The sequence below is a fragment of the Streptomyces uncialis genome (assembly GCF_001905345.1).
Classification (GTDB): domain Bacteria; phylum Actinomycetota; class Actinomycetes; order Streptomycetales; family Streptomycetaceae; genus Streptomyces; species Streptomyces uncialis.
In genome coordinates this window covers 488985-512293 of the sequence record NZ_LFBV01000003.1, presented here as the reverse complement: position 1 = coordinate 512293, position 23309 = coordinate 488985, and the positions used below count along the sequence as shown (strand labels likewise).

Sequence of the window (23309 nt, the reverse complement as noted above, 5' to 3'; positions counted from 1 at the left end):
GATGAAGGACCGGCTGCACCGCGGAACGGTGCTCACGACCACCCATGTCACCCCCGGCATGATCCGGATCGTCCTCGGCGGCGACGGCCTCAGCGGCTTCGAGACCTCCGGTGTCGGCGACGAGTACCTGCGCCTGCACTTCCCCGTCCCCGGCACCGGGGAACTCGTCCTGCCCCGGCCCGAGCTCGACTGGACCTACCCCGAAGGCGTCACCCGCTCACCGTGCGAGCGGTACACCGTCCGGCGGTACGACCCCGCACACGGCCAGGTCACCTTCGACTTCGTCGTGCACGACGGCGGCGTCGCCAGCTCCTGGGCCAAGGCCGCCCGGCCCGGCGACGAACTGGGCATCGGCAGCCCACGCGGACTGTACGACCCGCCCGCCGACGCGACGCACCTCCTGCTGGCCGCCGACGCGACCGGACTGCCCGCCGTCGGACGCCTCGTGGAACAGCTCCCCGCCACCCTGCGCGCCACCGTGATCGTCGAGATCGCCGACGCCACCCACGAACAGACGATCGCCACCGACGCCGACGCCGAGTTCATCTGGCTGCCCGGCTCCGGCAACGGCGTCGGCCCCAGCCGACTGGAGGAAGCCGTCCGCGCGGTCGCCAGACCCGGCGCCGCCCCCGGCTACGTATGGGTCGCCGGGGAGAGCGCCGCCGTCCGGGGCATCCGCCGCTATCTGCGCCACGAACTCGGCCTGCCCGCCCGCGCCTACAAGGTCATCAGCTACTGGCAGCACGAGTCCGAGCGCTGGGAGGAACGCTGGAACGCGCTCGACCCCGAGGTCCGGCGCAGACTCGACGAGGCCTACGACGCCATGCGGGAACACGCCCTCAAGGGCGCCGACGGCGACGAGGCGAGCATCGAACGCAGCGAGGACATCCTCGACACGGTGGAGGAGACCATGGAGCGAGCCGGGCTGTGACCACCGTGACCGCAGTGACCACCGAGGGCCGCGCCCGCGCGGCCCGTGACACCCCGCCGCCCGGCGCCGCGTCCACCAACGCCCGCCGCTCCCTGTGGCTGCTGATCGCGGTGGGCGCCCTGCTCGCCGTGACCCTGCTCAGCCTCGGCGTCGGTTCCAAACACCTGCCGCCCGCCGCCGTGTGGGACGGACTGTTCCACTACACCGGCTCCAACGACCATATGATCATCCGCGATCTGCGGCTGCCCCGCACCCTGCTCGGCCTGCTGGTCGGTATGGCGCTCGGCCTCGCGGGCGCGGTGATCCAGGCGCTCACCCGCAACCCGCTCGCCGACCCCGGCATCCTCGGCGTCAACGCGGGCGCGTCCTTCGCGGCCGTCCTCGCCATCGCCCTGTTCGGACTCACCGATCTGCGCCAGTACATCTGGTTCGCCTTCCTCGGCGCCGTCCTCGCCACCGTCGCCGTCTACGCCATCGGCTCCCGTGGACGCGGCGGCGCCACCCCCGTACGGCTCACCCTGGCCGGGGTCGCGACCGGCGCCGTCCTCAGCGGCATCACCTCCGGCATCACCCTGCTGGACCCCGAGACCTTCGACCGGATGCGGTTCTGGGCGGCGGGCTCCATCGCCGGACAGGACATGGGGACCGTCGCCCGGATCGCGCCGTTCCTCATCGCCGGACTGCTGCTCGCCCTGACCTTGGCCCGGCCGCTCAACGCCGTCGCCCTCGGCAGCGACACGGCCCGCGCCCTCGGTGTGAACATCACCCGGACCCGGACCCTGGCTCTCGTCGCGCTGACCCTGCTCTGCGGCGGGGCGACGGCCGTCGCCGGACCCATCGCGTTCATCGGCCTGATGATCCCCCATGTCGCACGCTGGATCGTCGGCCCCGACCAGCGGTGGATACTCCCCTTCACCCTCGTCCTGGCACCGGTCCTGCTGCTCGTCTCCGACATCGTCGGACGGCTGGTGCTGCGGCCCGGCGAACTCCAGGTCGGCATCGTCACCGCCTTCGTCGGCGTCCCGGTGCTCATCGTGCTGGTGCGACGGCAGAAGGCGAGCGGACTGTGATCACCAGGACCAGGAAACCCCGTACGACCGGACCACGGCCGGACCCCCGCCCGCATCCGCCACGAGCCGCGCCCCACCCCGCCCGCTCCCGGTCCGGCCGTCCCGCCGTCGACTTCGGACGCCCCATCCGGGTGCTGCGCGTACCGGACACCCGGGGCGGACGGCTCTCGCTGCGCCTCGACACCCGCGCCACCGCCATCTGTCTGCTCCTGCTGGCCGCCACCGCCGCCCTCGGCATCCTGACGCTCGGCAGCGGCCAGTACACCGTGCCGCCCGGCGACGTGATCCGCGCACTGCTCGGCGACGCCACGCCCAAGGTCCATATGGTCGTCGTCGAATGGCGGCTGCCCCGGGTCCTGCTCGCCGTCCTGTGCGGGGCCGCGCTCGCCGTCAGCGGCGCCATCTTCCAGTCGCTCACCCGCAATCCGCTCGGCAGCCCCGACGTCATCGGCTTCAACACGGGCGCCTACACCGGCGCGCTGGCCGTCATCATGCTGGCGAACGGCGGCTACTACCAGGTCGCGGCGGGCGCGCTGGCGGGCGGCATCGCCACCGCCGCCCTCGTGTACGTACTCGCCTACCGGCAGGGCGTCCAGGGATTCCGGCTGATCATCGTCGGTATCGGCATCAGTGCGCTGCTGGCGTCCCTCAACACCTGGATGACGATCAAGGCCGACCTGGAGACCGCGATGGCCGCGGCCGTCTGGGGCGCCGGTTCCCTCAACGGACGGAGCTGGGAACAACTCGGCCCGGTCGCACTGGTCCTGGCCGTCCTGCTGCCCGTCGTCCTCCTCCTGGCGGGCCGGATGCGCATGCTGGAGATGGGCGACGACACGGCCCGCAGCCTCGGACTGCGCACGGAACCCAACCGGCTCGCCCTGGTCGTCACCGGCGTCGCCCTGACCGCCCTGGTCACCGCCGCCGCGGGCCCCATCTCCTTCATCGCGCTGGCCGCACCCCAGCTCGCCCGGCGCCTGGTGCGCTCCCCGGGCGTCTCCGTACTGCCGTCCGCCGCGATGGGGGCCGCGCTGCTCGTCGCCGCCGACTGGGTCGCCCAGCGGGCGTTCGCACCGACCCAGCTGCCCGTCGGGGTCGTGACGGTGAGCATCGGCGGCGCCTATCTGATCTGGCTGCTGCTCGGCGAGGCCCGCCGCCAGTGAACCCCCGCCCGCCCCGCCAGGACCCACCTCCCGCAGATACGGACCCCCACCGATGACCACCCTCCACAAGAACCCGGCCGCAGCAGACCCGACCGCACCCGCCGGTCAACGGCTGCGGGCCGAGGGACTCACCCTCGCCTACGACGCCCGGACCATCTCCGAGAACCTCACCGTCCGGATACCCGACGGCTCCTTCACCGTCATCATCGGCCCCAACGCCTGCGGCAAGTCGACCCTGCTGCGCGCCCTGTCCCGGCTGCTCAAACCCACGGCGGGCCTGGTGCACCTGGACGGACGGGCGATCTCCTCCTACCCCGCCAAGGAGGTGGCGCGGCGGATGGGCCTGCTCCCGCAGACCTCACTGGCACCGGACGGCATCACCGTGGCCGACCTCGTCGCCCGCGGCCGCCACCCCCACCAGAAGCTCCTCCGCCAGTGGTCCGACGCGGACGAGCAGGCCGTACTCGACGCCATGGACTCGACCGGCGTCACCGATCTGTCCGCCCGGCTGGTCGACGAACTCTCCGGCGGACAGCGCCAGCGCGTATGGGTGGCCATGGTCCTCGCCCAGCAGACCCCCCTGCTGCTCCTCGACGAGCCCACGACGTTCCTCGACATCGCGCACCAGATCGAACTGCTCGAACTGTGCCGTGACCTCAACCGGCGCGACGGCCACACCCTCGTCGCCGTGCTCCACGACCTCAACCACGCCTGCCGGTACGCGGACCACATCATCGCCATGCGCGACGGCGAGGTGATCGCCACCGGCCCGCCCGCCGACATCGTCACCGCCGAACTGGTCGAGGACGTCTTCGGGCTGCCCTGCCGGATCATCGAGGACCCCGTGTCCCTGACACCCCTGGTCATCCCACTGGGCCGCGGCAACTGACCCACCGCGCCCCACCACGGCCCCGGGTCACGGGCACACGTCCGGCGTCTGCGCCCGCGCTTCCGCCTCCGCCTCCCGTACGGCCGAGTCCGGGTCCAGCCGGGTGCCCGCCGTGAACTCCGCCGCATGGACGCGCTCGTCCAGCACCGTCGCGAGGCGCGCGCCGATACGGTCCACATCGCCCCGCTCGCCCTCCGGCAGCGGAATCCCGACCGCGCGCCGGGCGGCGTCGGCCGCGCCCAGCAGCCGGGCCGCCCGGGACCAGCGGCCCGCCAGCGACAGCGCACCGGCCAGACCCTCCAGCGCGAGGGCGACCGCCCGCGGATCGCCGGTGGCCCGGGCGGCCGCCAGCCCCTCCCGCTGAAGGCGCAGAGCGGTCGGCGCGTCGCCCCGCAGCTCGGCGGTGAAGCCCAGTTCGGCGAGGATCAGCGGGGGCGCGCCCGGCTCGTACCCCATCTGCCGGTGCAGTTCGATCACCCGCTCCATATGCGCCTGCGCGGTGTCGAGTTCGCCGGACCGCCGTGCCCCGAGACCGAGACCGATCTCCGCGTACTGCTCCCCGAACACGTCCGACTGCTCGACGGCCAGCCGCCGGGCACGCTCATGGCATTCCCGGGCCCGGGCCAGCCGTCCGGTCAGCAGGGCGAGCCGCCCGACCCCGGAGAGCTGGAAGACGAACTCGGGCCACAGCTTCAGCTCCTCGGCCATCCGCAGCCCGTCCTGGTAGAGCCGTTCGGCGTGCCCGTAGTCACCGACCGCCTCGGCCAGCTTCGCCAGCGGCACCATGGCCTGGAGCTGACCCCACTGGTCGCCCAGCTCACGGAAGAGCTCAAGGCTCCGCTCGCCGTCACGGCGCAGTGCCGCGAAGTCCCCGCGTGTCTTCGCGTGGAAGGTACGGCTGCCGAGCGCCGCCGCCGTACCCCAGCGGTCGTCCAGCGAACGGAACGTCTCCAGCGCCCGGTCCACCAGCTCCTCGGCGGCCACCGGATCGGCGACGCCGTAGAGCTTGGAGGCGAGGAACCATTCCATCCTGGCGCGCCCGCCCGGGTCGTCGAGCGCGTCGTACGGTTCCAGCGCGGCGCGGTACTCGGCGGCGGGGTCGCCGCCGCCGAGCTGGAGGCGGACACCGCCCAGCAGGGCGCCCGCCGCCGCCACCAGGGCGGCGGGCGCCGCCGGGTCCACGGACAGCGCGAGCGTCAGCGACCGCCGTGCCTCGTGGTTGCGGCCCCGCAGATGCCAGTACCACGCCAGCGCGTTCACCAGCCGTAGCGCCCGGACGGCGTCCCCCGCGTGCGCGGCGTTCTCCAGCGCGCCCCGCAGATTGGCCTGCTCCGCGTCGAGCCTGCGCAGCCACCGCCGCTGGTCGTGCCCCCGCAGCAGGGGCGCGGCGTGTTCGGCGAGCTCCGTGTAGTACGCGCGGTGACGGGCCCGCGTCTCCTCGGCCTCACCGCTCTCCCCGAGGCGTTCGGCGCCGTACGCGGCCACCGACTCCAGGAGCCGGTAGCGCGGCCCGTCGGCAGTGTCGGTCATCACCACCAGCGAACAGTCCACCAGCCGGGCCAGGAGATCGAGGACGTCCGAGGGGGCGATCCCGTCACCGGCGCAGAGTTCCTCGGCCGCGGTCAGCGCGCAGCCGTCCGCGTGCGCGGCGAGCCTGCGCAGCACCACGCGCTCCGGCCCGTCGAGCAGCTCCCAGCTCCAGTCGATCACCGCGCGCAACGTCCGCTGACGGGCCGGGGCGCCACGGGTACCCGCGGCCAGCAGCCGGAAGCGGTCGTCCAGCCGGGCGGCGAGCTCCCGCACCCCCAGCGCGCGGACCCGGGTCGCGGCCATCTCCAGGGCCAGCGGAATCCCGTCCAGCCGACGGCAGACGGCGACGACCGCGTCCACCGTGGTCGCGTCCAGGACGAAACGGGGCGCCGAGGCACCGGCCCGCGCCACGAACAGTTCCACCGCGCCGAAGCGGCGTACGGCGTCGGGGTCGAGGTCCGCCGCGGGCTCAGGCAGCTGGAGCGGAGGCACCTCCAGAAGATGCTCACCGGCCACACCCAGAGGGCGCTGCGTGGTCGCCAGGATGCGCAGTCCGGGCGCCGCGACGAGCAGTTGTTCCGCCAGCTCGGCGACCTCGTGGACCACATGCTCGCAGTTGTCGAACACCAGCAACGCCGGTGCCCGGCCCAGCGCGCGGACGAGCCGGTCGACGGTCGAGAGCGGCGCGGCGGTACGGCCGTGACCCGTCGGGGCGTCGTCACGCATGCCCAGGGCCGCCGCGACCACGTCGTACACCCCGGTCGCCGACGCGATGACCCGCTCACCGCCGGACCGGGACGGTTCGAGCGCGGCGAACTCCGCGAGCCGGACCCCGCCGGGGAACCCGTCCGCGAGCTGGGCGGCCGTCGCGAGCGCGAGCCGGGTCTTGCCGACCCCGCCCGCGCCGGTCAGTGTCACCAGCCGGTTGACGGCCAGCAGCGAGCGCAGTTCGCGCAGCGCGTCGGCCCGGCCGACGAGTCCGGTGAGCTCGGCCGGCACGTTCGTCGGCGGACCGGCCGATACGGCGGCAGGGGAGAGCGTGGCGGGGGAGACGGCGGCGGGGGAGACGGCCGCGGTCAGTGAAGGGTCCTGGGTGAGGATCGCCTGGTGGAGCGCCGCCAGTTCGGGGCCCGGCTCCACCCCGAGTCCGTCGGCGAGCCGCGCGCGCAGCTCGGCGTAGCCGCTGAGCGCCGCGCTCTGCCGTCCGGCCAGATACAGCGCCCGGAGCTGGACGGTGCGCAGCCGCTCCCGCAGCGGATGCTCGGCGACGAGATCGCCCAGCCCGTCCGCGACCAGGCCGTGTTCGCCCAGTTCGAGCCGGGTCTCGGCCTGCTCCTCCAGCGCGGTGAGCCGCTGCTCGTCCAGCCGCTGCCGGGCGGCCCGGGTGAACTCCTCGTCGGCGAGGTCGGCGAAGGCCGGACCCCGCCACAGTGCCAGCGCGTCGGCCAGCAGTCCGGCACGCACCCGTGGGTCGCCCGCCGCGCGTGCCTGGGCGGTCAGCCGGTCGAAGCGGTCCGCGTCCACCGTGTCGGGCGCGGTGCGCAGTTGATAGCCCGGCGGGCGGGAGACCACCAGGTCCCGGCCGCCGGGTTCGGCGTCCTCCAGGGTGCGGCGCAGCTGCCAGACCTTGTTCTGGAGCGCGGCCGCCGGATTGCCCGGCCGCCCGGCACCCCACAGATCCTCGATCAGCCGGTCGGCGGAGACCGGCCGGTCCCGCCGCACCAGCAGATTCGCCAGCAGGGCCCGGACCTTGAGCTCCGGCACCCTGACGGGCTGTCCGTCCGCGGTCCGTACGCCCAGCGGGCCGAGCACTTCGAAGTACATGTGATCACGCTAACCCGGTGCCGGGGTGGGCAACAGCGCGGCCGGGGCCGCGGCCCGGCGGGGGAGGGCCCGGGTGCGGTCCGGGCGGTGTTCGGGAGCGGTTCGGGCGAGTCCCGGCAAGGGCCGGGGGTGTCCGGGGGCGCACCGGGCGAGCGCCGGACGAAGGCTGGGTGTGACGTCCGGGAGGGGGCCGAGAGAGGACCGGGAGAAGTCCGGGAGCGGTCACGTCCATGGTGGTGGCCGAGGAATGAGGAGTGGACGAGGAGAGCGGTGACGGCCGCGCTCCTCCCGCCCCGGCGGGACCCCGTGCGGCCCGGCACCGTCCGTGATCCGTCCCGGACAACACCGTCCGCCCGTAACGGCGTCACCCGCTCACCCCTCCCGGCACCACCCGCGCACCAGCGCGTCCGCGCATCACGGAAGGATTCCCATGTCATCCATCGCCCCTCCCGCCGCACCACCGAAGGCCGGGGCCCGGGAATGGACCGGGCTCGCCGTACTGGCCCTGCCCACGCTGCTCGTCTCCCTCGACCAGAGCGTGCTGTTCCTCGCGCTGCCGCACCTCGCCGAGTCCTTGCGGCCCAGCGGTGTGCAGACCCTGTGGATCATGGACATCTACGGGTTCCTGATGGCCGGCTTCCTGGTCACCATGGGCACGCTCGGTGACCGGGTGGGCCGCCGCAAGCTGCTGATGCTGGGCGGGGTCGCGGTCATCGCCACATCCTTGCTCGCGGCCTACTCCGACAGCCCCGAGATGCTCATCCTCAGCCGCGCCCTGCTCGGTGTCGCCGCTGCGTCGCTGATGCCCTCGACCCTGGCGCTGATCAGCAATATGTTCCAGGACCCGCAGGAGCGGGGCCGGGCCATCGCGATGTGGGCCAGCTGCTTCATGGCGGGCACCGCGCTCGGCCCGGTGGTCGGCGGACTGCTGCTGGAGCACTACTGGTGGGGTTCGGTGTTCGTCCTCGGTGTGCCGGTCATGCTCGTGATGCTGGTCGCCGCCCCGTTCCTGCTCCCCGAGTACCGGGCCCCCCGCACCGGCAAGCTGGACCTGGTCAGCGTGGTGCTGTCGCTGGCCGCGATCCTGCCGGTCGTCTACGGCCTCAAGGAGATGGCCAAGGAGGGACCGGGGACCCTGCCGGTCGCGCTGATCGTCGCCGGTCTCGCCGTCGGAGCCGTGTTCGTGTCCCGCCAGCGCAGGCTCGACGACCCCGTCCTGGACGTCCGGCTGTTCCGCAACCCCGCCTTCACCGCGTCCCTGGCGCTCACGACCCTGCTGATGGTCGGGGTGTCCGGCAGCTATCTGTTCATCACCGGCTTCCTCCAGATGGTCGAAGGGCTCGGCCCGGTGGAGGCCGGTCTGTGGATGGTGCCGTCGGCGATCGCGTCCATCGTCTCCGCGATGCTGGCGCCCGGACTCGCCCGGCGGTTCTCGGTGCCCGGTGTCATCGCGGGCGGGCTGCTCCTCGCGATGGGCGGCTACGCGGTCATGGTGTTCGTCGATCCGGTCGGCGGGCTGCCGCTGCTGATGACCGGATTCGTGGTCTGCTTCTTCGGCACCGGCCCCATCGGCGCGCTCGGCACCAATCTGGTGGTCAGCTCCGCCCCGCCGGAGAAGGGCGGCTCGGCCGCCTCCCTCCAGGAGACCAGCAGCCATCTCGGGGTGGCGCTGGGCATCGCTTCGCTCGGCAGCCTCGGTTCCCTGGTCTACCGCGACCGGATCACCGTCCCGGACGGCGTCCCCGCCGAGGCGGCCGACTCCATACGCACCGGCCTCGAAGGCGCCCTGACGGTGGCTCCGACGCTGCCCGACGCACTCGGCGCGGAGGTCCTGACCGCCGCCCGGGACGCCTACACCGGCGGGCTCAACGTGATCGCCGTCGTCTGCGCCGTCTTCACCGCGGGCACCGCCGTGATCGCGATGACCGCGCTGCGCCGGGTGGGCGCTCCGAGGTAGACGACGCCGCGGATGTCCCTCGCGGCGAGCGGGTGGGCATCCGCGAACCCGGGTGAGCGGCGGGCGGGGGAGGGTCGGTACGGCCGGGTCGGCCGACGGACCGTCCCCCGCCCGGCTCCGCGCGTACGGGGGCGAACCGGCGCGAGCGAGTGCGCGCTTGCCGCCTCCCCATGGGCCGCTCGGCCCGCCGCTCAGCCCGCCCTCGGCCGGCTCAGCCGGTCACCGTCACCGGTCAGCCCGTCACCGGTCAGCCCGCCACCGGTCAGCCCGCCACCGGTCAGCCCGTCACCGGCCAGTTCAGCTCGGTCCGCAGATCACGCGGGTCCATGTCCGGGGAGGGCTCGGTGACGTAGGTCTCCCACCGGTCCTCCGCCATGGTCAGGCCCCGCGCCCGCGTCCAGTCGTGCAGCCGTTCCCAGGAGGCGCCGAGGCCGTCGAACGCCCCGATATGGGTGAGCCGTGCGACCCGGCCACCGGGCAGCGAGCCCGCCACGACCCCCGCCTCGGGCCGCACCGCCCGGTCCGTGGGGAAGCCGACCTCCAGGTCCAGGGTCTCCCCGGGTGTCCCGTGGTAGAGCCCGAAGGCGGGGCCCAGCACGGTGATCCGCTGTTCCGCGAGGGTCCCGGCCAGGGCGCCGAAGGACGTGTCGAAGAAGTCCGGCACACCTGCCATCGGTACGACCCCATGGACCACCGCTGTCGTCGCCGGTTCCAGATCCACGAGCTCGGGCTCCGGGGTGCCGGTCCCGCTCTCGAATCCACGACTGTTCATACCGCTCCCATCCAAGGTCCGATGCTGCTCGGACCTGTAGACCCACCGCGTGCCGAGAACTCATCGCGCCACCTTCGGTGAGCCCGGGGCCCTGAGCCCGGAGTCTCCGGGCGTCCGGTGCTTTTGACGGGAGCATCCTCGCAGCGGGACCGGGAGGCGGCGGGGACCGCCGCGCGTGGGTGACCGCGCCGCCGACGGTGCGGGCCGGACCGGCTGCCGTCAGGGGCGGCCGGTGAGATAGCCGCCCATGGAGGTGAAGTACTCGGTCGCGGGCAGCTCGCGGCCGTCCTCGGTCCGTACCCGGGTGAGGGCCAGACCGTGGTTGCGGCCGGTGCGGGCGTCGGCGCCCGCGACGATCACCACTCCCTCGCCCTCGCGGTAGAAGACCCGGCCGGGGGTGCCCCCGTAGCGGCCCTCCGACACGACCGCGGACACGACCTCCAGGCGTTTGCCCTTGTGGAAGGTGAACGCGCTCGGGTACGGCGCGGACTGGGCGCGGACCAGACGGTCCAGGACATCGGCGGGCCAGCTCCAGTCGATACGGATGTCCTCCTCGGCCCGCTTGTGGAAGAAGCTGGCCTGGGAGCGGTCCTGCTTGGTGAACCCGGTCCGCCCGGAGGCGATCAGGGCCAGGGCGCCGACCGTGACCGGGGCGATGAGGTCGACGGTCTTGTGGAACAGGTCGGTCGCGGTGTCCCTGGGCCCCACCGTCACGGCGCGCTGGTCGACGATGTCGCCCGCGTCCAGCACCTCGTCCATCATGTGGGCGGTGACACCGACCTCCCGCTCGCCGTTGATCAGTGCCCAGATCAGCGGGGAGAAGCCCGCGTACTTCGGCAGGAGCGAGTCGTGGATGTTCAGCGTGCCGTGCCGCGGGAGGGAGTAGATCCTCGGCGGTATCCAGGTCCGCCAGTTGTTGGCCACGATGATGTCCGGGTCGGCCTCCTTGAGCCGCTGCAACAGCTCCTCGTCGTCCGGCCTGTTGCGGATGACGACCGGGACGCCGTGCTCGGTGGCCAGATCGGCGACCGAGTCGCTCCAGATCTTCTCGTAGGCGTGCTCGCTCGCCGGATGCGTCACCACCAGCACCACGTCGTGCTCGGAGTCCAGAAGGGCTCGCAGGGTGCGGTGGCCCCAGGTCTGGTAACCGAACATGACGACCCGCATGGGGTTCCTCCTCGGGAGAGCGAATGACCGCGCCAAGTAAAGCAAGGCTTACCTAAGGGTGCAACGGCCCCTGATTCCGGGCGTGTTCGATGCCGTGATCCTTCGCATACCCGGCCCGGGCCGTCGACAGGCCGGTCCAAGTAAGGTTAGCGTTACCTAAATTCGGCTGCCCGGTGTCAATGGCGGGCCCGGCGGCCCGTGTTCCTTTCATCCCCGTCCGACAGGCGGCTGTCCCGTACGAATGGGAGCGACATGTCACAGGTTCTTCCTGGCGACACACCTCTGATACACGACCTCATAGGTATCGGCTTCGGGCCGTCCAATGTGGCGATGGCGATCGCGCTCCGCGAGCACAACGAGCGCGTCGGGAGACAGGAAGCCGTCACCGCTCACTTCTTCGAGCGTCAGCCGAGCTTCGGCTGGCACCGCGGCATGCTGATCGACGACGCCACGATGCAGGTGTCCTTCCTCAAGGACCTGGTCACGCTCCGCAACCCGTCCAGCGAGTACACCTTCTTACGCTATCTCCAGAGCAAGGACCGGCTGGTCGACTTCGTCAACCACAAGAACTTCTTCCCGCTCCGCGTCGAGTTCCACGACTATCTGGAGTGGGCCGCCGCGAAGGTCGACGACATGGTCTCCTACGGCCATGAGGTCGTCGCCGTCGAACCCGTCGTGCGCGACGGTGTGGTGGAGTACCTCGATGTGACGGCCCGCGCGGGGTCCGAGACGGTGGTCCACCGGGCCCGAAACCTCGTCATCGGCACGGGTCTGCGCCCGCTGATGCCCCAGGGTGTCGAGCGGACCGACCGCGTCTGGCACACCTCCGAACTGCTCACGAGACTCGACGGTCTGGACGGTGCCCGCCCCGCCCGCTTCGTCGTCGTCGGCGCGGGCCAGAGCGCCGCGGAGAACGTGGCCCATCTGCACCGCCGCTTCCCCGAGGCCGAGGTCTGCGCGGTGTTCTCGCGCTACGGCTACAGCCCCGCCGACGACAGCGCGTTCGCCAACCGCATCTTCGACCCCGCCGCGGTCGACGAGTACTTCGCGGCCCCCGACGACGTCAAGCGCAAGCTGATGGACTATCACGGCAACACCAACTACTCCGTGGTCGACATCGATCTGATCGACGACCTGTACCGCCAGGCGTACCAGGAGAAGGTGCTCGGCACCGAGCGGCTGAGATTCCTCAACATCTCGCGGCTCACCGGTGTCGAGGAGGTCGGTGACAAGGTCCGCGCCACCGTCAGGTCCCTGGTCACCGGCGAGGACACCACGCTGGACGCCGATGTCGTCGTCTACGCCACCGGCTACAGCCCGGTCGACCCCCTCGCCCTGCTGGGCGAGGTCGCGGACCGCTGCCGTCTCGACGACCGGGGCCGGGTACGGGTGGAGCGTGACTACCGGCTCGCCACCGATCCCGGGCTGCGGTGCGGGATCTACGTCCAGGGCGGCACCGAGCACACCCACGGCATCACCTCGTCCCTGCTCTCCAACACCGCGATCCGGGTCGGCGAGATCCTGGACTCGATCCTCGACCGCGGTTCGGAGCCCGTCCGGGACGAACCCCGTCCGGTCGCCGACGGCATCGGCTCGGTCCGCTGAGGACTCCCCGCCCCCGCATCGCCCCGCAGCTGTCCACCGCCATGTCCCCAAGGAGTGACGACCTATGACCGCCAACCCGTTCGAGGACCCCGAGGGCCGCTTCCTGGTCCTGGTCAACGACGAGAACCAGCACTCGCTCTGGCCGTCCTTCGCGGAGGTGCCCGCCGGGTGGCGGACCGTCCTCGGTGAGGACACCCGCGAGGCGTGCCTGGCGTACGTCGAGGAGCACTGGACGGATCTGCGCCCGGCGAGCCTCGTCGCGGCCCAGGAGCGCTGACCGGGTCCGGGGCGGCGGCCCGGGCGCCGGCTCATCGCCGCGTACCGGACCCTGTCCGTAGCTCGATGGGGTGGTTCGCCGTCCGGTCGGCAGCACGCCACGCAGCCGGTGCGTATGACGTGATGCCATGGCACTCGGAGACCGGCACCAGAAGAAGGACGTCGAGGCGGCGCTGAAACGTGCGGAGCGAGCGGGCCTGAAGGTGACGCGGAAGAAGAGCGGCCACACCTGGGGTCTCGTGATCTGCTGTCCCTGCGACGATCACGTGAGCGTCTCGTGCACCCCCAGGAGCACCGGAGCCGAAGCGAAGAGGATTGATGAGTTCGTCAGAGACCACCAGCGATGTGCCTCGTGATTGGCATTTCAATCTTGTGCTGGACGCTCCCCTGACCGAGGAGCAGTCGGAGACCTTGGATCATCTCGACCGCTTCCACGACGGAGCTCTGGGACTGGCGGAGCGGCCGGGTCACAGCCGGTTCATCTGCATTGTCCGTGCGGGCACTCTCACCGCCGCCATCGCGGACGCACTGGAGCGGTTCGAGGACTTTCCCGGTGTCCTGGTCCGCAGCGTCGAACTGGGCCCGATCGCGCTGGACGAGAACGGCATGGCGACCCCCGCCGTGGTCCCCGCGCCGCCCCCGGTGGAGGCGGCGCACCACGTGTCGTGACGTTCGTCGGCCGATGCACGACCGGGCCCCGCCGCTTCCGGAGGACCGGAAGCGGCGGGGCCCGGTCGTGCGGTTCCACAGTTCAGCGGACCGGGGGAGGCCGACCGGCCCGGCGAACGCGGAGGGTGAACCCTCCCGTCACGCCTTGAGCGCGTGCCCGGCGGGCCTTGATAGACATCTGGTAGGGCGTTGAGAACGCCACCTCGTAGAACTGGACAGGTCCACGGGAAGCCGCCGGTTTCCGAAACGTCCGAACGGGGAGATCCAGATGAATTCGTTGGTCGCCGCTGCCTCAGACCTTGTCGATCCCGGCCCCGCCTTCGACATCATCTGGAGCTGAGCCGCGCGGATACCGACGTCCCGTGAGCATCTCGGTCCGGGTCCTCGACTCCACCAGTGGCCGCCCGGCGTCCGGTCTGGCGATCTCCCTGCACACCCCGGAGCACGGCGACGGGCCGTCCCTGGCGCGCGTCCGCACCGATGACGCGGGGAGGGTCGACCCGCTCGGGCCCGCTCTGCTGCCGAGGGGCGCGTACCGGCTGGTCTTCGCCACCGGCGAGTACTTCCGGGACCTGGGCTTCGAGACCCACTACACCGAGGTCATCCTGTCCGTGCACTACCCGGGTGACGCGGTGGACCTGCACATCCCGCTGTTCCTGAGCCCGTTCTCGTACAGCACCCACCGCGGCTCCCGCTAGCCGGTGCCGTCCCCCGGCGTGCCCGGGGCACCTCGGCGCCGTCGTCCACGGGCAGGAGAGGTTCCGGGTGCCCGGGAACTCCCGCCGGACGGAGGGCCGGGGTCGCCGCCGGCCCGGACCCCGGGCGTACCGGGGCGGCGGGACCGGTCGGTCCGGGGCCGTCAGGAGGACTGGACGGCGGTGGCAAGCGCTCTTCCGTGAACCTTTCGCGCGGCGATTCCCGAGGTGACACTTCGCATGGATGCATCGACGAATCCTCTCCAGGGCCGTTCCGTACCCGACGAGCCGGTGGCGATCGTCGGGATGGCGTGCCGGCTTCCCGGAGCGGCCGACCCCGGTGCCTACTGGCGGCTGCTCAGCGAGGGCGGGGACGCCGTCACCGAGGCGGCCGGGAGCCGCCGCGCCGCCGGTACGGCCGGCGGCCGGCGCAGGGCGGGCTTCCTCGACGACGTGGACACCTTCGACGCGGCCTTCTTCAACATCTCGCCGAACGAGGCCGCCGCGATGGACCCCCAGCAGCGCCTCGTGCTCGAACTGGCCTGGGAGGCCTTCGAACACGCGCGGATGACACCGGCCGCGCTGCGGGACTCCCCGGCCGGGGTCTTCGTCGGCGCCATCGCCCATGACTACGCGAACCTCCATGACCGCCTCGGCACCGACGGGATGACCGCGCACACCATGACCGGTGTGCAGCGCGGCCTCATCGCCAACCGGGTGTCGTACCGCTTCGGACTGCGCGGCCCGAGTCTGACGCTCGACGCGGGGCAGTGCTCCTCGCTGCTCGCCGTCCAGACCGCGTGCGAGGCGCTGCGGCGCGGCGACGCGGAGGTGGCCATCGCGGGCGGCGTCCATCTCAATCTCGTCCCGGAGAGCGATGAGGCCGTCGGGAGGTTCGGCGCGCTGTCGCCCGACGGCCGCTGCTACACGTTCGACAGCCGGGCGAACGGATTCGTGCGGGGCGAGGGCGGCGGGCTGGTCGTGCTGAAGCCGCTGTCGGCCGCGCTCGCGGACGGCGACACCGTGCACAGCGTGATCCTGGGCGGAGCGGTCAACAACGACGGCGGCGGCGAGGGGCTCACCGTACCGAGCGGACGCGCGCAGGAGGAGGTCGTACGACTCGCCTGCCGGCGGGCCGGGGTCGATCCCGCCGAGGTGCGGTACGTGGAGCTGCACGGTACGGGGACGAAGGTGGGTGACCCGGTCGAGGCGGCGGCGCTGGGTGCCGCGCTCGGCGCGGGCAGGCCCGAGGGCGGTGAGCTGCTGGTCGGTTCGGCGAAGACCAACATCGGCCATCTGGAGGGCGCGGCGGGTATCGCCGGGCTGCTCAAGGTCGTCCTCAGCATCAAGAACCGCCTGCTCGCGCCCAGTCTGAACTTCGAGACGCCCAACCCCCGTATCCCGCTCGCCGAACTGCGGTTGGACGTCGTGCGTGCCGCCCGGCGGTGGCCCGCGCGCGAGGGGCGTCTGGTCGCCGGTGTCAGCTCCTTCGGGATGGGCGGCACCAACTGCCATCTGGTCCTGGCCGAGCCGCCCGCCCATGACACGGACACCGGGGAGCAAGCGCCCGGTGAGGGCGGGCCCTGGGTGCTCTCCGCCCGCTCGGCGGCGGCCCTCGGCGCACAGGCGGCGCGGCTGTCCGCGCATCTGGTGGAACGGCCGGGGACCGGGGCCGCCGATGTGGCGCTCTCCCTCGTCCGTACCCGCGCCACGTTCGAGCACCGGGCCGTCGTCCTCGGCTCCGGCCGGGACGAGCTGCTGGCGGGTGTCGACTCCCTCGCGGCCGGCCGGCCCGGCGGATCGGTGGTGCGCGGCAGGGCCGTGGCGGGACCGCACGCCCTTGTCTTCCCCGGCCAGGGCTCGCAATGGCCTCAGATGGCCCGCGCCCTGCTCGACGACGGCCCCTCCGCGTTCACCGAACAGCTCGCGCGGTGCGCGCGGGCCCTTGAACCGCACACGGACTTCGCCCTGCTGGACGTACTGCGCGCAGCGCCCGGCGCTCCCGGCCTCGACCGGGTCGACGTGGTCCAGCCCGCGCTGTGGGCGGTCCTGGTGTCACTGGCCGAACTGTGGCGCGCGCACGGCTTCGAGCCGGGCATGGTCATCGGCCACTCCCAGGGCGAGATCGCCGCGGCGACGTCCATCGGCGCGTTGTCGGTGGACGACGGGGCCCGGGTGGTGGCCCTGCGCAGCCGGGCGATCCGACGGCTGTCCGGCGGCGGCATGGTGTCGGTCGGCGCACCCGCCGACGTGGTCACCGAGCGGCTGGTCTCGGTGGACGGGGTCGGCATCGCCGCGCTGAACGGCCCGCGTTCCGTCGTCGTGTCCGGAACGGCCCGAGGGCTCGAAGCGCTCCGCGCCTCGCTGGACGCCGACGGCTACCGCACCAAGCTCCTCCCTGTCGGCTACGCCTCGCACTCCGCGGCCGTCGACGGACTGCGTGACGAGATCCTCGACGCGCTGGCGCCGATCAGGCCCGTGTCGACGGCCACGCCGTTCCTCTCCACGCTGACCGGGGAGGCGATGGACACCGCCGGGCTGGACGCCGACTACTGGTTCCGCAGCCTGCGCCGCCCCGTGCGGTTCATGGACGCCACCCGGCAGGCGCTGGCCCGCGACTGCGCGCTGTTCGTCGAGTGCAGCCCGCATCCGGTGCTGGTCGGCGGTATCGAGGAGACGGTGGAGGAGGCCGAGCGCGACGCGGCGGTCGTCGGCACGCTCCGGCGCGACGACGGCGGCCCGGACCGCTTCCTGCGGAGCGTCGCGGAGGCGTTCACCGCGGGCGCCGCCATCGACTGGGACATCCACTGCGCCGTACCGGGGGCCCGGACGACGGACCTGCCGACGTACGCGTTCCAGCGGCGGCGGCACTGGCTGGGCGCCGCATCGCCGCGCGCCGCGTCCACCACCGGGACGGCTCCGGCCGGGCCGCAGGACACACCGTCCGACGAGGCCGTGGCCGGGCCGCCCGCCCTGTCCCGCGCCGAACTGCGCGACCTGGTGACCGCGACCGCCGCGGCGGTCCTCGGGCACGCCGACAGCGGTGAGCTGGACCCGTCGCTGACCTTCAAGGACCTCGGACTCGACTCGGCCGGGTCGGTGGAACTGCGCAACAGGCTCCAGTCGTCGACCGGGCTGCGGCTGCCCACGACGGTGCTCTTCAACTTCCCCACGCCGGAACGCCTGGCGGGACATCTGCGCGACCGGGTCAGCGGAGCGACCCCGGGAACGACGCACGCGGCCGGGGCCCCGGCGGGCGGCACGCCGGACGACGACCCCGTCGTCATCGTCTCGATGGGCTGCCGCTACCCCGGTGACGTGGCGTCCCCCGACGATCTGTGGCGGCTGGTCGCCGACGGCACCGACGCGATCTCGCCGCTGCCCGCCGACCGCGGCTGGGACCTGGACGCGCTGCACGGCGCGGGTCCCGGCCGTCCCGGCACCTGCGCGACGCGCCACGGCGGTTTCGTGCACGACGCGGACACGTTCGACGCGGCGTTCTTCGGTCTGAGTCCGCGCGAGGCGCTGGCGATGGACCCGCAGCAGCGGCTGCTGCTGGAGACGGCGTGGGAGGCCGTCGAGCGCGCTGGTATCGACCCCGCCTCGCTGGCGGGCTCGCGGACCGGGGTGTTCGTCGGCGCCATGTCCACGGACTACGGCCCCCGGCTGCACCGGCCGGGCGGCGGCGTGGACGGCCATCTGCTCACCGGGACGGCGCTCAGCGTGGCGTCGGGACGAATCGCGTACACCTTCGGTCTGCGGGGCCCGGCGCTCACCGTCGACACCGCGTGCTCGTCCTCGCTGGTGGCCGTCCAGCTCGCGACCCAGGCGCTGCGCCGCGGTGACTGCTCGCTCGCGCTGGCCGGCGGTGTGACGGTGATGGCCAACCCGGGCAACCTCGTGGAGTTCAGCAGACAGAACGGTCTCGCGGCCGACGGCCGCGCCAAGGCGTTCGCCGCGTCGGCGGACGGCACCGCGTTCGCCGAGGGCAGCGGTGTGCTGCTGCTGGAACGGCTGTCGGACGCGCGCCGCAACGGGCACCCCGTGCTCGCGGTGATCCGCGGTGTCGCGGTCAACCAGGACGGCGCGAGCAACGGCCTGACCGCGCCCAACGGCGAGGCGCAGGAGCAGGTCATCCGGCAGGCCCTCGCCGACGCGCGGCTCACCCCGGCGGAGGTCGACGCGGTCGAGGCGCACGGCACGGGCACGGCGCTCGGCGACCCGATCGAGGCCGACGCGATCCTGGCGACGTACGGGCAGGACCGGCGGGACGGGTCCTCGCTCTGGCTGGGCTCGGTGAAGTCGAACATCGGTCACACCCAGGCCGCCGCCGGGGTGGCGGGCGTCATCAAGATGGTGATGGCGATGCGGCACGGAACCCTGCCGCGCACGCTGCACGTGGACGAACCCACCGCCGCCGTCGACTGGGCGGCCGGCCGGGTGCGGCTGCTGACCGAGGAACGCGCATGGACGCCCGGCGAACGGCCGCTGCGCGCCGCGGTGTCCAGCTTCGGCATCAGCGGCACCAACGCCCACCTCGTCCTGGAATCCGCCCCCGAGACACCTGCCGAACCCGCGACACGAGCCGAACCGCTGAGCGAGGACGCGGGCGAGGACGTGGGCGAGCGTGCGGGCGGGGAATCCGCGGAAGGGCCCCTGGTGTGGGTCGTCTCGGCCCGGTCCGCCGCGTCGCTGCGTGCGCAGGGCGAGCGGCTGCGCGCCTACGCGGCGGCGGCCTCCGACGGTGAACTGGCCGCGACCGGACCCCAGCTGGCCCGTCGGCCGTCCTTCGCCCACCGGGCCGTGGTGGTCGCCGCGAACCGCACGGAACTGACCGGGGCGCTGGCCGCGCTCGCGGCGGGCACCCCGCACACCGCGCTGTCGGCCGGGGTCGCCGGGACGGACGCGCAACCGGTGTTCCTCTTCCCCGGCCAGGGCGCCCAATGGCCCGGTATGGCGGCCGGCCTGCTGGCGGACGACCCCGTGTTCGCCACCCATCTGAAGCGCTGCGACGAGGCGCTGGCCCCGTACACCGGCTGGTCCGTACGGGACGTGCTGAGCTCGGCCGACGGCGCTCCCGCGCTCGAAGGCTCCCAGGTCATCCAGCCGGTCCTGTTCGCGCTGATGGTCGCGCTCGCCGAGATGTGGCGCGCCGCCGGTATCGAGCCCGCGGCGGTGGTCGGGCACTCGCAGGGCGAGATCGCCGCCGCGTACGTCTCGGGCGCGCTCTCCCTGGACGACGCCGCGAAGGTCGCGGCGCTGCGCAGTCAGGTGCTGTCCGCGCTCGACGGCACCGGTGGTGTGCTGTCGGTGGCGCTGCCCGTCGACCAGGTGCGGGAGCGGCTCACGCCCTGGGCGGACAAGCTGTGGGTGGCGGTGGACAACGGGCCGTCGAGCACCGTGATCGCCGGTGACCCGACCGCGATGGACGAGTTCACCGCCAAGTGGGGCGACACCGTCCGGTTGCGGCGCACGGCCCTCGACTACGCCTCCCACACCCCGCACATGGCCGCCGTACGCGACGAACTCATCGACCGCATCGGCACGTTGAAGCCGACGGACGCCATGACCGCGATCTGCTCCTCCTGCGAGGGCGGCTTCGTCCCCGGTACGACGATGACCACCGAGTACTGGTACCGCAGCCTCGCGGGCGAGGTCCGGTTCGACGCGGCCGTCCGCGCGTTCCACGAGTACGCCAACCCGCTGTTCATCGAGGTGAGCCCGCATCCGATCCTGGCGGGCGCGGTCCAGGAGATCCTGGAGAGCGCGGACATGGCGGGCGGCTCCGTCGGTTCGCTGCGACGCGGCGCGGGGGACCGGCACCAGTTCCTCAAGGCCGCCGCCCAGGCGTACGTCCAGGGCGCCCCGATCGCCTGGGGCGCCGTCCTCGGGCCGGTACGGCGCCGGGTCGAGCCGCCGACGTACGCGTTCGACCGGCGCAGGTTCTGGCTGGACGGCGCCGACCCCGTCCGGCCCGCCGGGGCCACGGAGCACCCGCTGCTCGACACCGTCGTCGAGCTGGCGGGCGAGGACGGGTTCCTGCTCTGCGGGCGGCTCTCGCGCACCGCCGCGCCCTGGCTCGCCGACCACACCGTGGGCGACGCCGTGCTGCTGCCGGGGACCGCGTTCGTGGAACTCGCCCTGGAGGCGGCGGCCGTGTCCGGCGCCGGACCGGTCGCCGAACTGACCCTGGAGGCACCGCTGTCGTTGCCGGAGCACGGCACGGTGGAGATCCAGGTCACCGTCGGGGGCGCCGATGACGACGGGCGGCGCGCGCTCGCCGTCCACTCCCGCCCCGCCGACGAACCCGGGACGGGCTGGAGCCGGCACGCGAGCGGCACACTGGCCCCCGCCGACGGCGACACGCGGACCCCTCCGCTCACCGAGTGGCCGCCCCCGGGCGCCACCCCGGTCGATCTGACCGGCGCCTACGAACGGCTCACCGACGCGTCCTACACCTACGGTCCCGCCTTCCGGGGGCTCACCGCGGCCTGGCGCGACGGTCCCGGGCTGTACGCCGAGGTCCGGCTGCCCGAGGAGACGGAGGCCGGCGCGGGGGACTTCACGCTGCACCCGGCACTGCTCGACGCGGCCCTGCACCTCCTGGTGCTCGACGCCGCCGACAGCCCCGACGACACCGGGCTGCTGCTGCCCTTCTCCTGGTCGGGCGTGCGCACGGCGACCCGCGGGGCCGCCCTGCTGCGCGTACGGCTGACCCCGTCGGCCGGTGGCGGGCACGCGCTGGCGTTGTACGAAGAGGAAGGGCGATGGTGCGGCGGGGTCGACGAACTGACCCTGCGCCGGGTGCCGAAGGACAGTGTGCTGCCCGCGCCCCAGGACGGCCCGTACCGGATCGACTGGGTCGCCAGGCAGTTCACCGCGCCCCCGCGCGACGACCTCGGCGCACGCCGGTGGGCCGTCGTCGGGACCGACCCGCGCGCCGAGGTGATCTCCCGGGCACTGGGGGACGACGGGATCAGCGCGCCGCTCCACTACGAACTCTCCTCGGCGGCCGAACCGTCGGCGGGCCCCGCGCCGTCCGTCGTCGTCGTGCCGTACCTCCCGGACCCCGACGACGCGGCCGAGGACCCGGCGTACGCGGTGGGGCGGACGCTCTACGACATCGTGGACGCGATGCAGCAGTGGCTGGGCGACGAAAGGTTCGCCGAGTCCCGGCTGGTCCTCGCCGCCTCCCGCACGGCACTGGCCGACGCCCCGGTATGGGGCCTGGTCAGATCGGCGCAGACCGAGCACCCGGGCCGCTTCGTCCTCGCCGATGTCGGCGCGGACCGCCCGGGGCGATGGGCGCTGCTGGCCGCCGCGCTCGACGCGGACGAACCGCAGATCGCCGTACAGGACGGACGGATCCTCGTGCCCCGGGTCGCCCGTACGTCCGGCGCGGCCCCCGGCGAAGGCGGGCCGGGCGACGTACCCGACTCCGGCCTGGCGGGCGGCACCGTGCTCGTCACGGGCGGTACGAGCGGCCTCGGCGCGCTCACCGCGGCCCGGCTCGTGAGCCACCACGGGGTGCGCCATCTGCTGCTGACGTCCCGCAGGGGAACGGCGGCGCCCGGCACCGGGGAACTCGCCGCCGCCCTGATGGAGCTCGGCGCCACGGTCAGGATCGAGTCGTGCGACGTCACCGACCGCCCGGCCGTGACGAAGCTGCTCGCGTCGCTGCCCGCGGACCGGCCGCTCGTCGGGGTGGTCCACGCCGCGGGCGTGCTGGACGACACCACCCTCCAAGGACTCTCCCCCGAACGGCTCGACCCGGTGCTGGCGCCCAAGACGGAGGCGGGCTGGCTGCTCCACGAGCTCACCAGCACCCTGCCGCTGCGCCTGTTCGTGCTGTTCTCCTCGGTCGCCGGGGTGGTCGGCAACGCGGGACAGGCCAACTACGCCGCGGCGAACGCCTTCCTGGACGCCCTGGCCGCACACCGCCGCGGCCTCGGACTGCCCGGCGTCTCGGTCGCCTGGGGCCCCTGGTCGGACACCGGGATGGCCGCCGGACTCACGGCGGCCGACATCTCCCGGCTGACGGCGGGCGGCGTCGGGATGCTGAGCCGCGAACAGGGCCTGGACCTCCTGGACACGGCCCTGCGCGAAGCCCCTGACGCGCTGCTGGTCGCCTCCCGCTGGGAGACGGCCGCGCTGCGCGCACGGGCCGCCGCGGGCGACGACGCGATCCCCGCGGTCCTGCGCGACCTGGTCCCCGCCGCGCGCCGAGTGAAGACCGCCGCTCCCGGCGGCGCCGTTCGGACGGGCACTCCCCGGACGGACGGCGCGCCCCCGGCCGGTGGCGCCCTGGCGGTCAGGCTGGCGGGGCTCGACAGAGCCGCGGCCCGCACCGTGGTCCTCGACCTCGTACGCGGCCAGGTCGCGGTCGCGCTCGGGCACGACTCCGCCGACGACATCGGACTGGAACGCCCCTTCAGCGATCTGGGCGTCGACTCGCTGACCTCCGTCGAACTGCGCAACCGGCTCCGCACCGCCACCGGACTGCCGCTCCCGGCGACGCTCGTCTTCAGCATCCCCACCGTGTCGGAGCTCGCCGACTACCTGCTCGGCGAACTGGCCCCCGCGCCACCGGCGGCCGACGAACTGCTCCGGGAAGCGCTCGACGCCGTCACCGTGCGGCTCGACGCCTCCGACGAAGCGTCCGGCGAGCGCGCCAGGGTCACGGCGGCCCTCGAAGCGGCACTCCGGCGACTCACCGCGCCCCCCGGCGAGGACGACTCCCTGCCGCAGCTCGACGCCGCCTCGG

Annotated in this window: 14 protein-coding genes; 11 read left to right on the top strand and 3 right to left on the bottom strand. The window is 73.3% G+C overall.

Going from position 1 to position 23309, the window contains the following annotated elements; all coding sequences use genetic code 11:
- Position 1: 1 nt before the first annotated feature.
- The 4 genes from AB852_RS16130 to AB852_RS16115 are packed head-to-tail and all read left to right on the top strand — an operon-like array spanning position 2 to position 4050.
- Positions 2–931: a siderophore-interacting protein gene (locus AB852_RS16130; protein ID WP_073788643.1), complete on the top strand. Its 930-nt coding sequence runs from the start codon at positions 2–4 to the stop codon at positions 929–931.
- Entirely contained in the window at positions 928–2001 is a 1074-nt protein-coding gene (locus AB852_RS16125; protein WP_218623271.1) for an iron chelate uptake ABC transporter family permease subunit, read from the top strand. Before AB852_RS16130 ends, AB852_RS16125 begins: the two co-directional genes overlap by 4 nt.
- The gene (fepG, locus tag AB852_RS16120; RefSeq protein ID WP_406397042.1) at positions 1998–3161 is read left to right on the top strand and encodes an iron-enterobactin ABC transporter permease; all 1164 of its coding nucleotides are present in this window, start codon (positions 1998–2000) and stop codon (positions 3159–3161) included. The genes AB852_RS16125 and fepG overlap by 4 nt, the downstream gene beginning before the upstream one ends.
- Before the next feature lie 52 nt (positions 3162–3213).
- A complete protein-coding gene (locus tag AB852_RS16115; protein WP_073788640.1) occupies positions 3214–4050 on the top strand; it encodes an ABC transporter ATP-binding protein in 837 nt (278 codons plus the stop codon).
- Between the two features lie 27 nt (positions 4051–4077).
- On the opposite strand, the gene AB852_RS16110 is transcribed toward AB852_RS16115, so the two are convergent.
- The gene (locus tag AB852_RS16110) at positions 4078–7404 is read right to left on the bottom strand and encodes an AfsR/SARP family transcriptional regulator (protein ID WP_073788638.1); all 3327 of its coding nucleotides are present in this window, start codon (positions 7402–7404) and stop codon (positions 4078–4080) included.
- Positions 7405–7834: 430 nt separating this feature from the next.
- On the opposite strand from AB852_RS16110, the gene AB852_RS16105 reads away from it, so the two are divergent.
- Complete coding sequence (locus tag AB852_RS16105; protein ID WP_073788636.1) at positions 7835–9361, top strand: MFS transporter; 1527 nt, start codon at positions 7835–7837, stop codon at positions 9359–9361.
- Positions 9362–9638: 277 nt separating this feature from the next.
- Here the strand turns inward: AB852_RS16105 and AB852_RS16100 are convergent, their stop codons facing one another.
- Positions 9639–10133, bottom strand: a complete 495-nt coding sequence (locus AB852_RS16100; protein WP_073788634.1) for a GyrI-like domain-containing protein — start codon at positions 10131–10133, stop codon at positions 9639–9641.
- Positions 10134–10352: 219 nt separating this feature from the next.
- Positions 10353–11300: a methionyl-tRNA formyltransferase gene (locus AB852_RS16095; protein ID WP_073788632.1), complete on the bottom strand. Its 948-nt coding sequence runs from the start codon at positions 11298–11300 to the stop codon at positions 10353–10355.
- A 252-nt stretch (positions 11301–11552) separates the two neighbouring features.
- Here AB852_RS16095 and AB852_RS16090 point away from each other — a divergent pair, with 252 nt between their 5' ends.
- The 6 genes from AB852_RS16090 to AB852_RS40795 form a co-directional block, all read left to right on the top strand.
- On the top strand, positions 11553–12905 hold the full coding sequence (locus AB852_RS16090; RefSeq protein ID WP_073788629.1) for a lysine N(6)-hydroxylase/L-ornithine N(5)-oxygenase family protein: 1353 nt from the start codon (positions 11553–11555) through the stop codon (positions 12903–12905).
- A gap of 64 nt (positions 12906–12969) precedes the next feature.
- Complete coding sequence (locus AB852_RS16085; protein WP_073788627.1) at positions 12970–13182, top strand: MbtH family protein; 213 nt, start codon at positions 12970–12972, stop codon at positions 13180–13182.
- A 127-nt stretch (positions 13183–13309) separates the two neighbouring features.
- Positions 13310–13537: a hypothetical protein gene (locus AB852_RS40800; protein ID WP_073788625.1), complete on the top strand. Its 228-nt coding sequence runs from the start codon at positions 13310–13312 to the stop codon at positions 13535–13537.
- Positions 13500–13850 (top strand): hypothetical protein, encoded by a 351-nt coding sequence (locus tag AB852_RS39810; RefSeq protein WP_178391028.1) that lies wholly within the window; start codon positions 13500–13502, stop codon positions 13848–13850. The genes AB852_RS40800 and AB852_RS39810 overlap by 38 nt, the downstream gene beginning before the upstream one ends.
- Before the next feature lie 362 nt (positions 13851–14212).
- The gene (locus AB852_RS16070) at positions 14213–14548 is read left to right on the top strand and encodes a hydroxyisourate hydrolase (RefSeq protein ID WP_073788623.1); all 336 of its coding nucleotides are present in this window, start codon (positions 14213–14215) and stop codon (positions 14546–14548) included.
- Positions 14549–14785: 237 nt separating this feature from the next.
- A partial coding sequence (locus AB852_RS40795) for a type I polyketide synthase (protein WP_073788621.1) occupies positions 14786–23309 on the top strand: 8524 nt, incomplete at its 3' end.

Coding starts and splice junctions, on each gene's coding strand:
- AB852_RS16130 (WP_073788643.1), top strand. CDS start 2: ATGAAGGACCGGCTGCACCGCGGAACGGTGCTCACGACCACCCATGTC.
- AB852_RS16115 (WP_073788640.1), top strand. CDS start 3,214: ATGACCACCCTCCACAAGAACCCGGCCGCAGCAGACCCGACCGCACCC.
- AB852_RS16110 (WP_073788638.1), bottom strand. CDS start 7,404: ATGTACTTCGAAGTGCTCGGCCCGCTGGGCGTACGGACCGCGGACGGA.
- AB852_RS16105 (WP_073788636.1), top strand. CDS start 7,835: ATGTCATCCATCGCCCCTCCCGCCGCACCACCGAAGGCCGGGGCCCGG.
- AB852_RS16100 (WP_073788634.1), bottom strand. CDS start 10,133: ATGAACAGTCGTGGATTCGAGAGCGGGACCGGCACCCCGGAGCCCGAG.
- AB852_RS16095 (WP_073788632.1), bottom strand. CDS start 11,300: ATGCGGGTCGTCATGTTCGGTTACCAGACCTGGGGCCACCGCACCCTG.
- AB852_RS16090 (WP_073788629.1), top strand. CDS start 11,553: ATGTCACAGGTTCTTCCTGGCGACACACCTCTGATACACGACCTCATA.
- AB852_RS16085 (WP_073788627.1), top strand. CDS start 12,970: ATGACCGCCAACCCGTTCGAGGACCCCGAGGGCCGCTTCCTGGTCCTG.
- AB852_RS40800 (WP_073788625.1), top strand. CDS start 13,310: ATGGCACTCGGAGACCGGCACCAGAAGAAGGACGTCGAGGCGGCGCTG.
- AB852_RS39810 (WP_178391028.1), top strand. CDS start 13,500: ATGAGTTCGTCAGAGACCACCAGCGATGTGCCTCGTGATTGGCATTTC.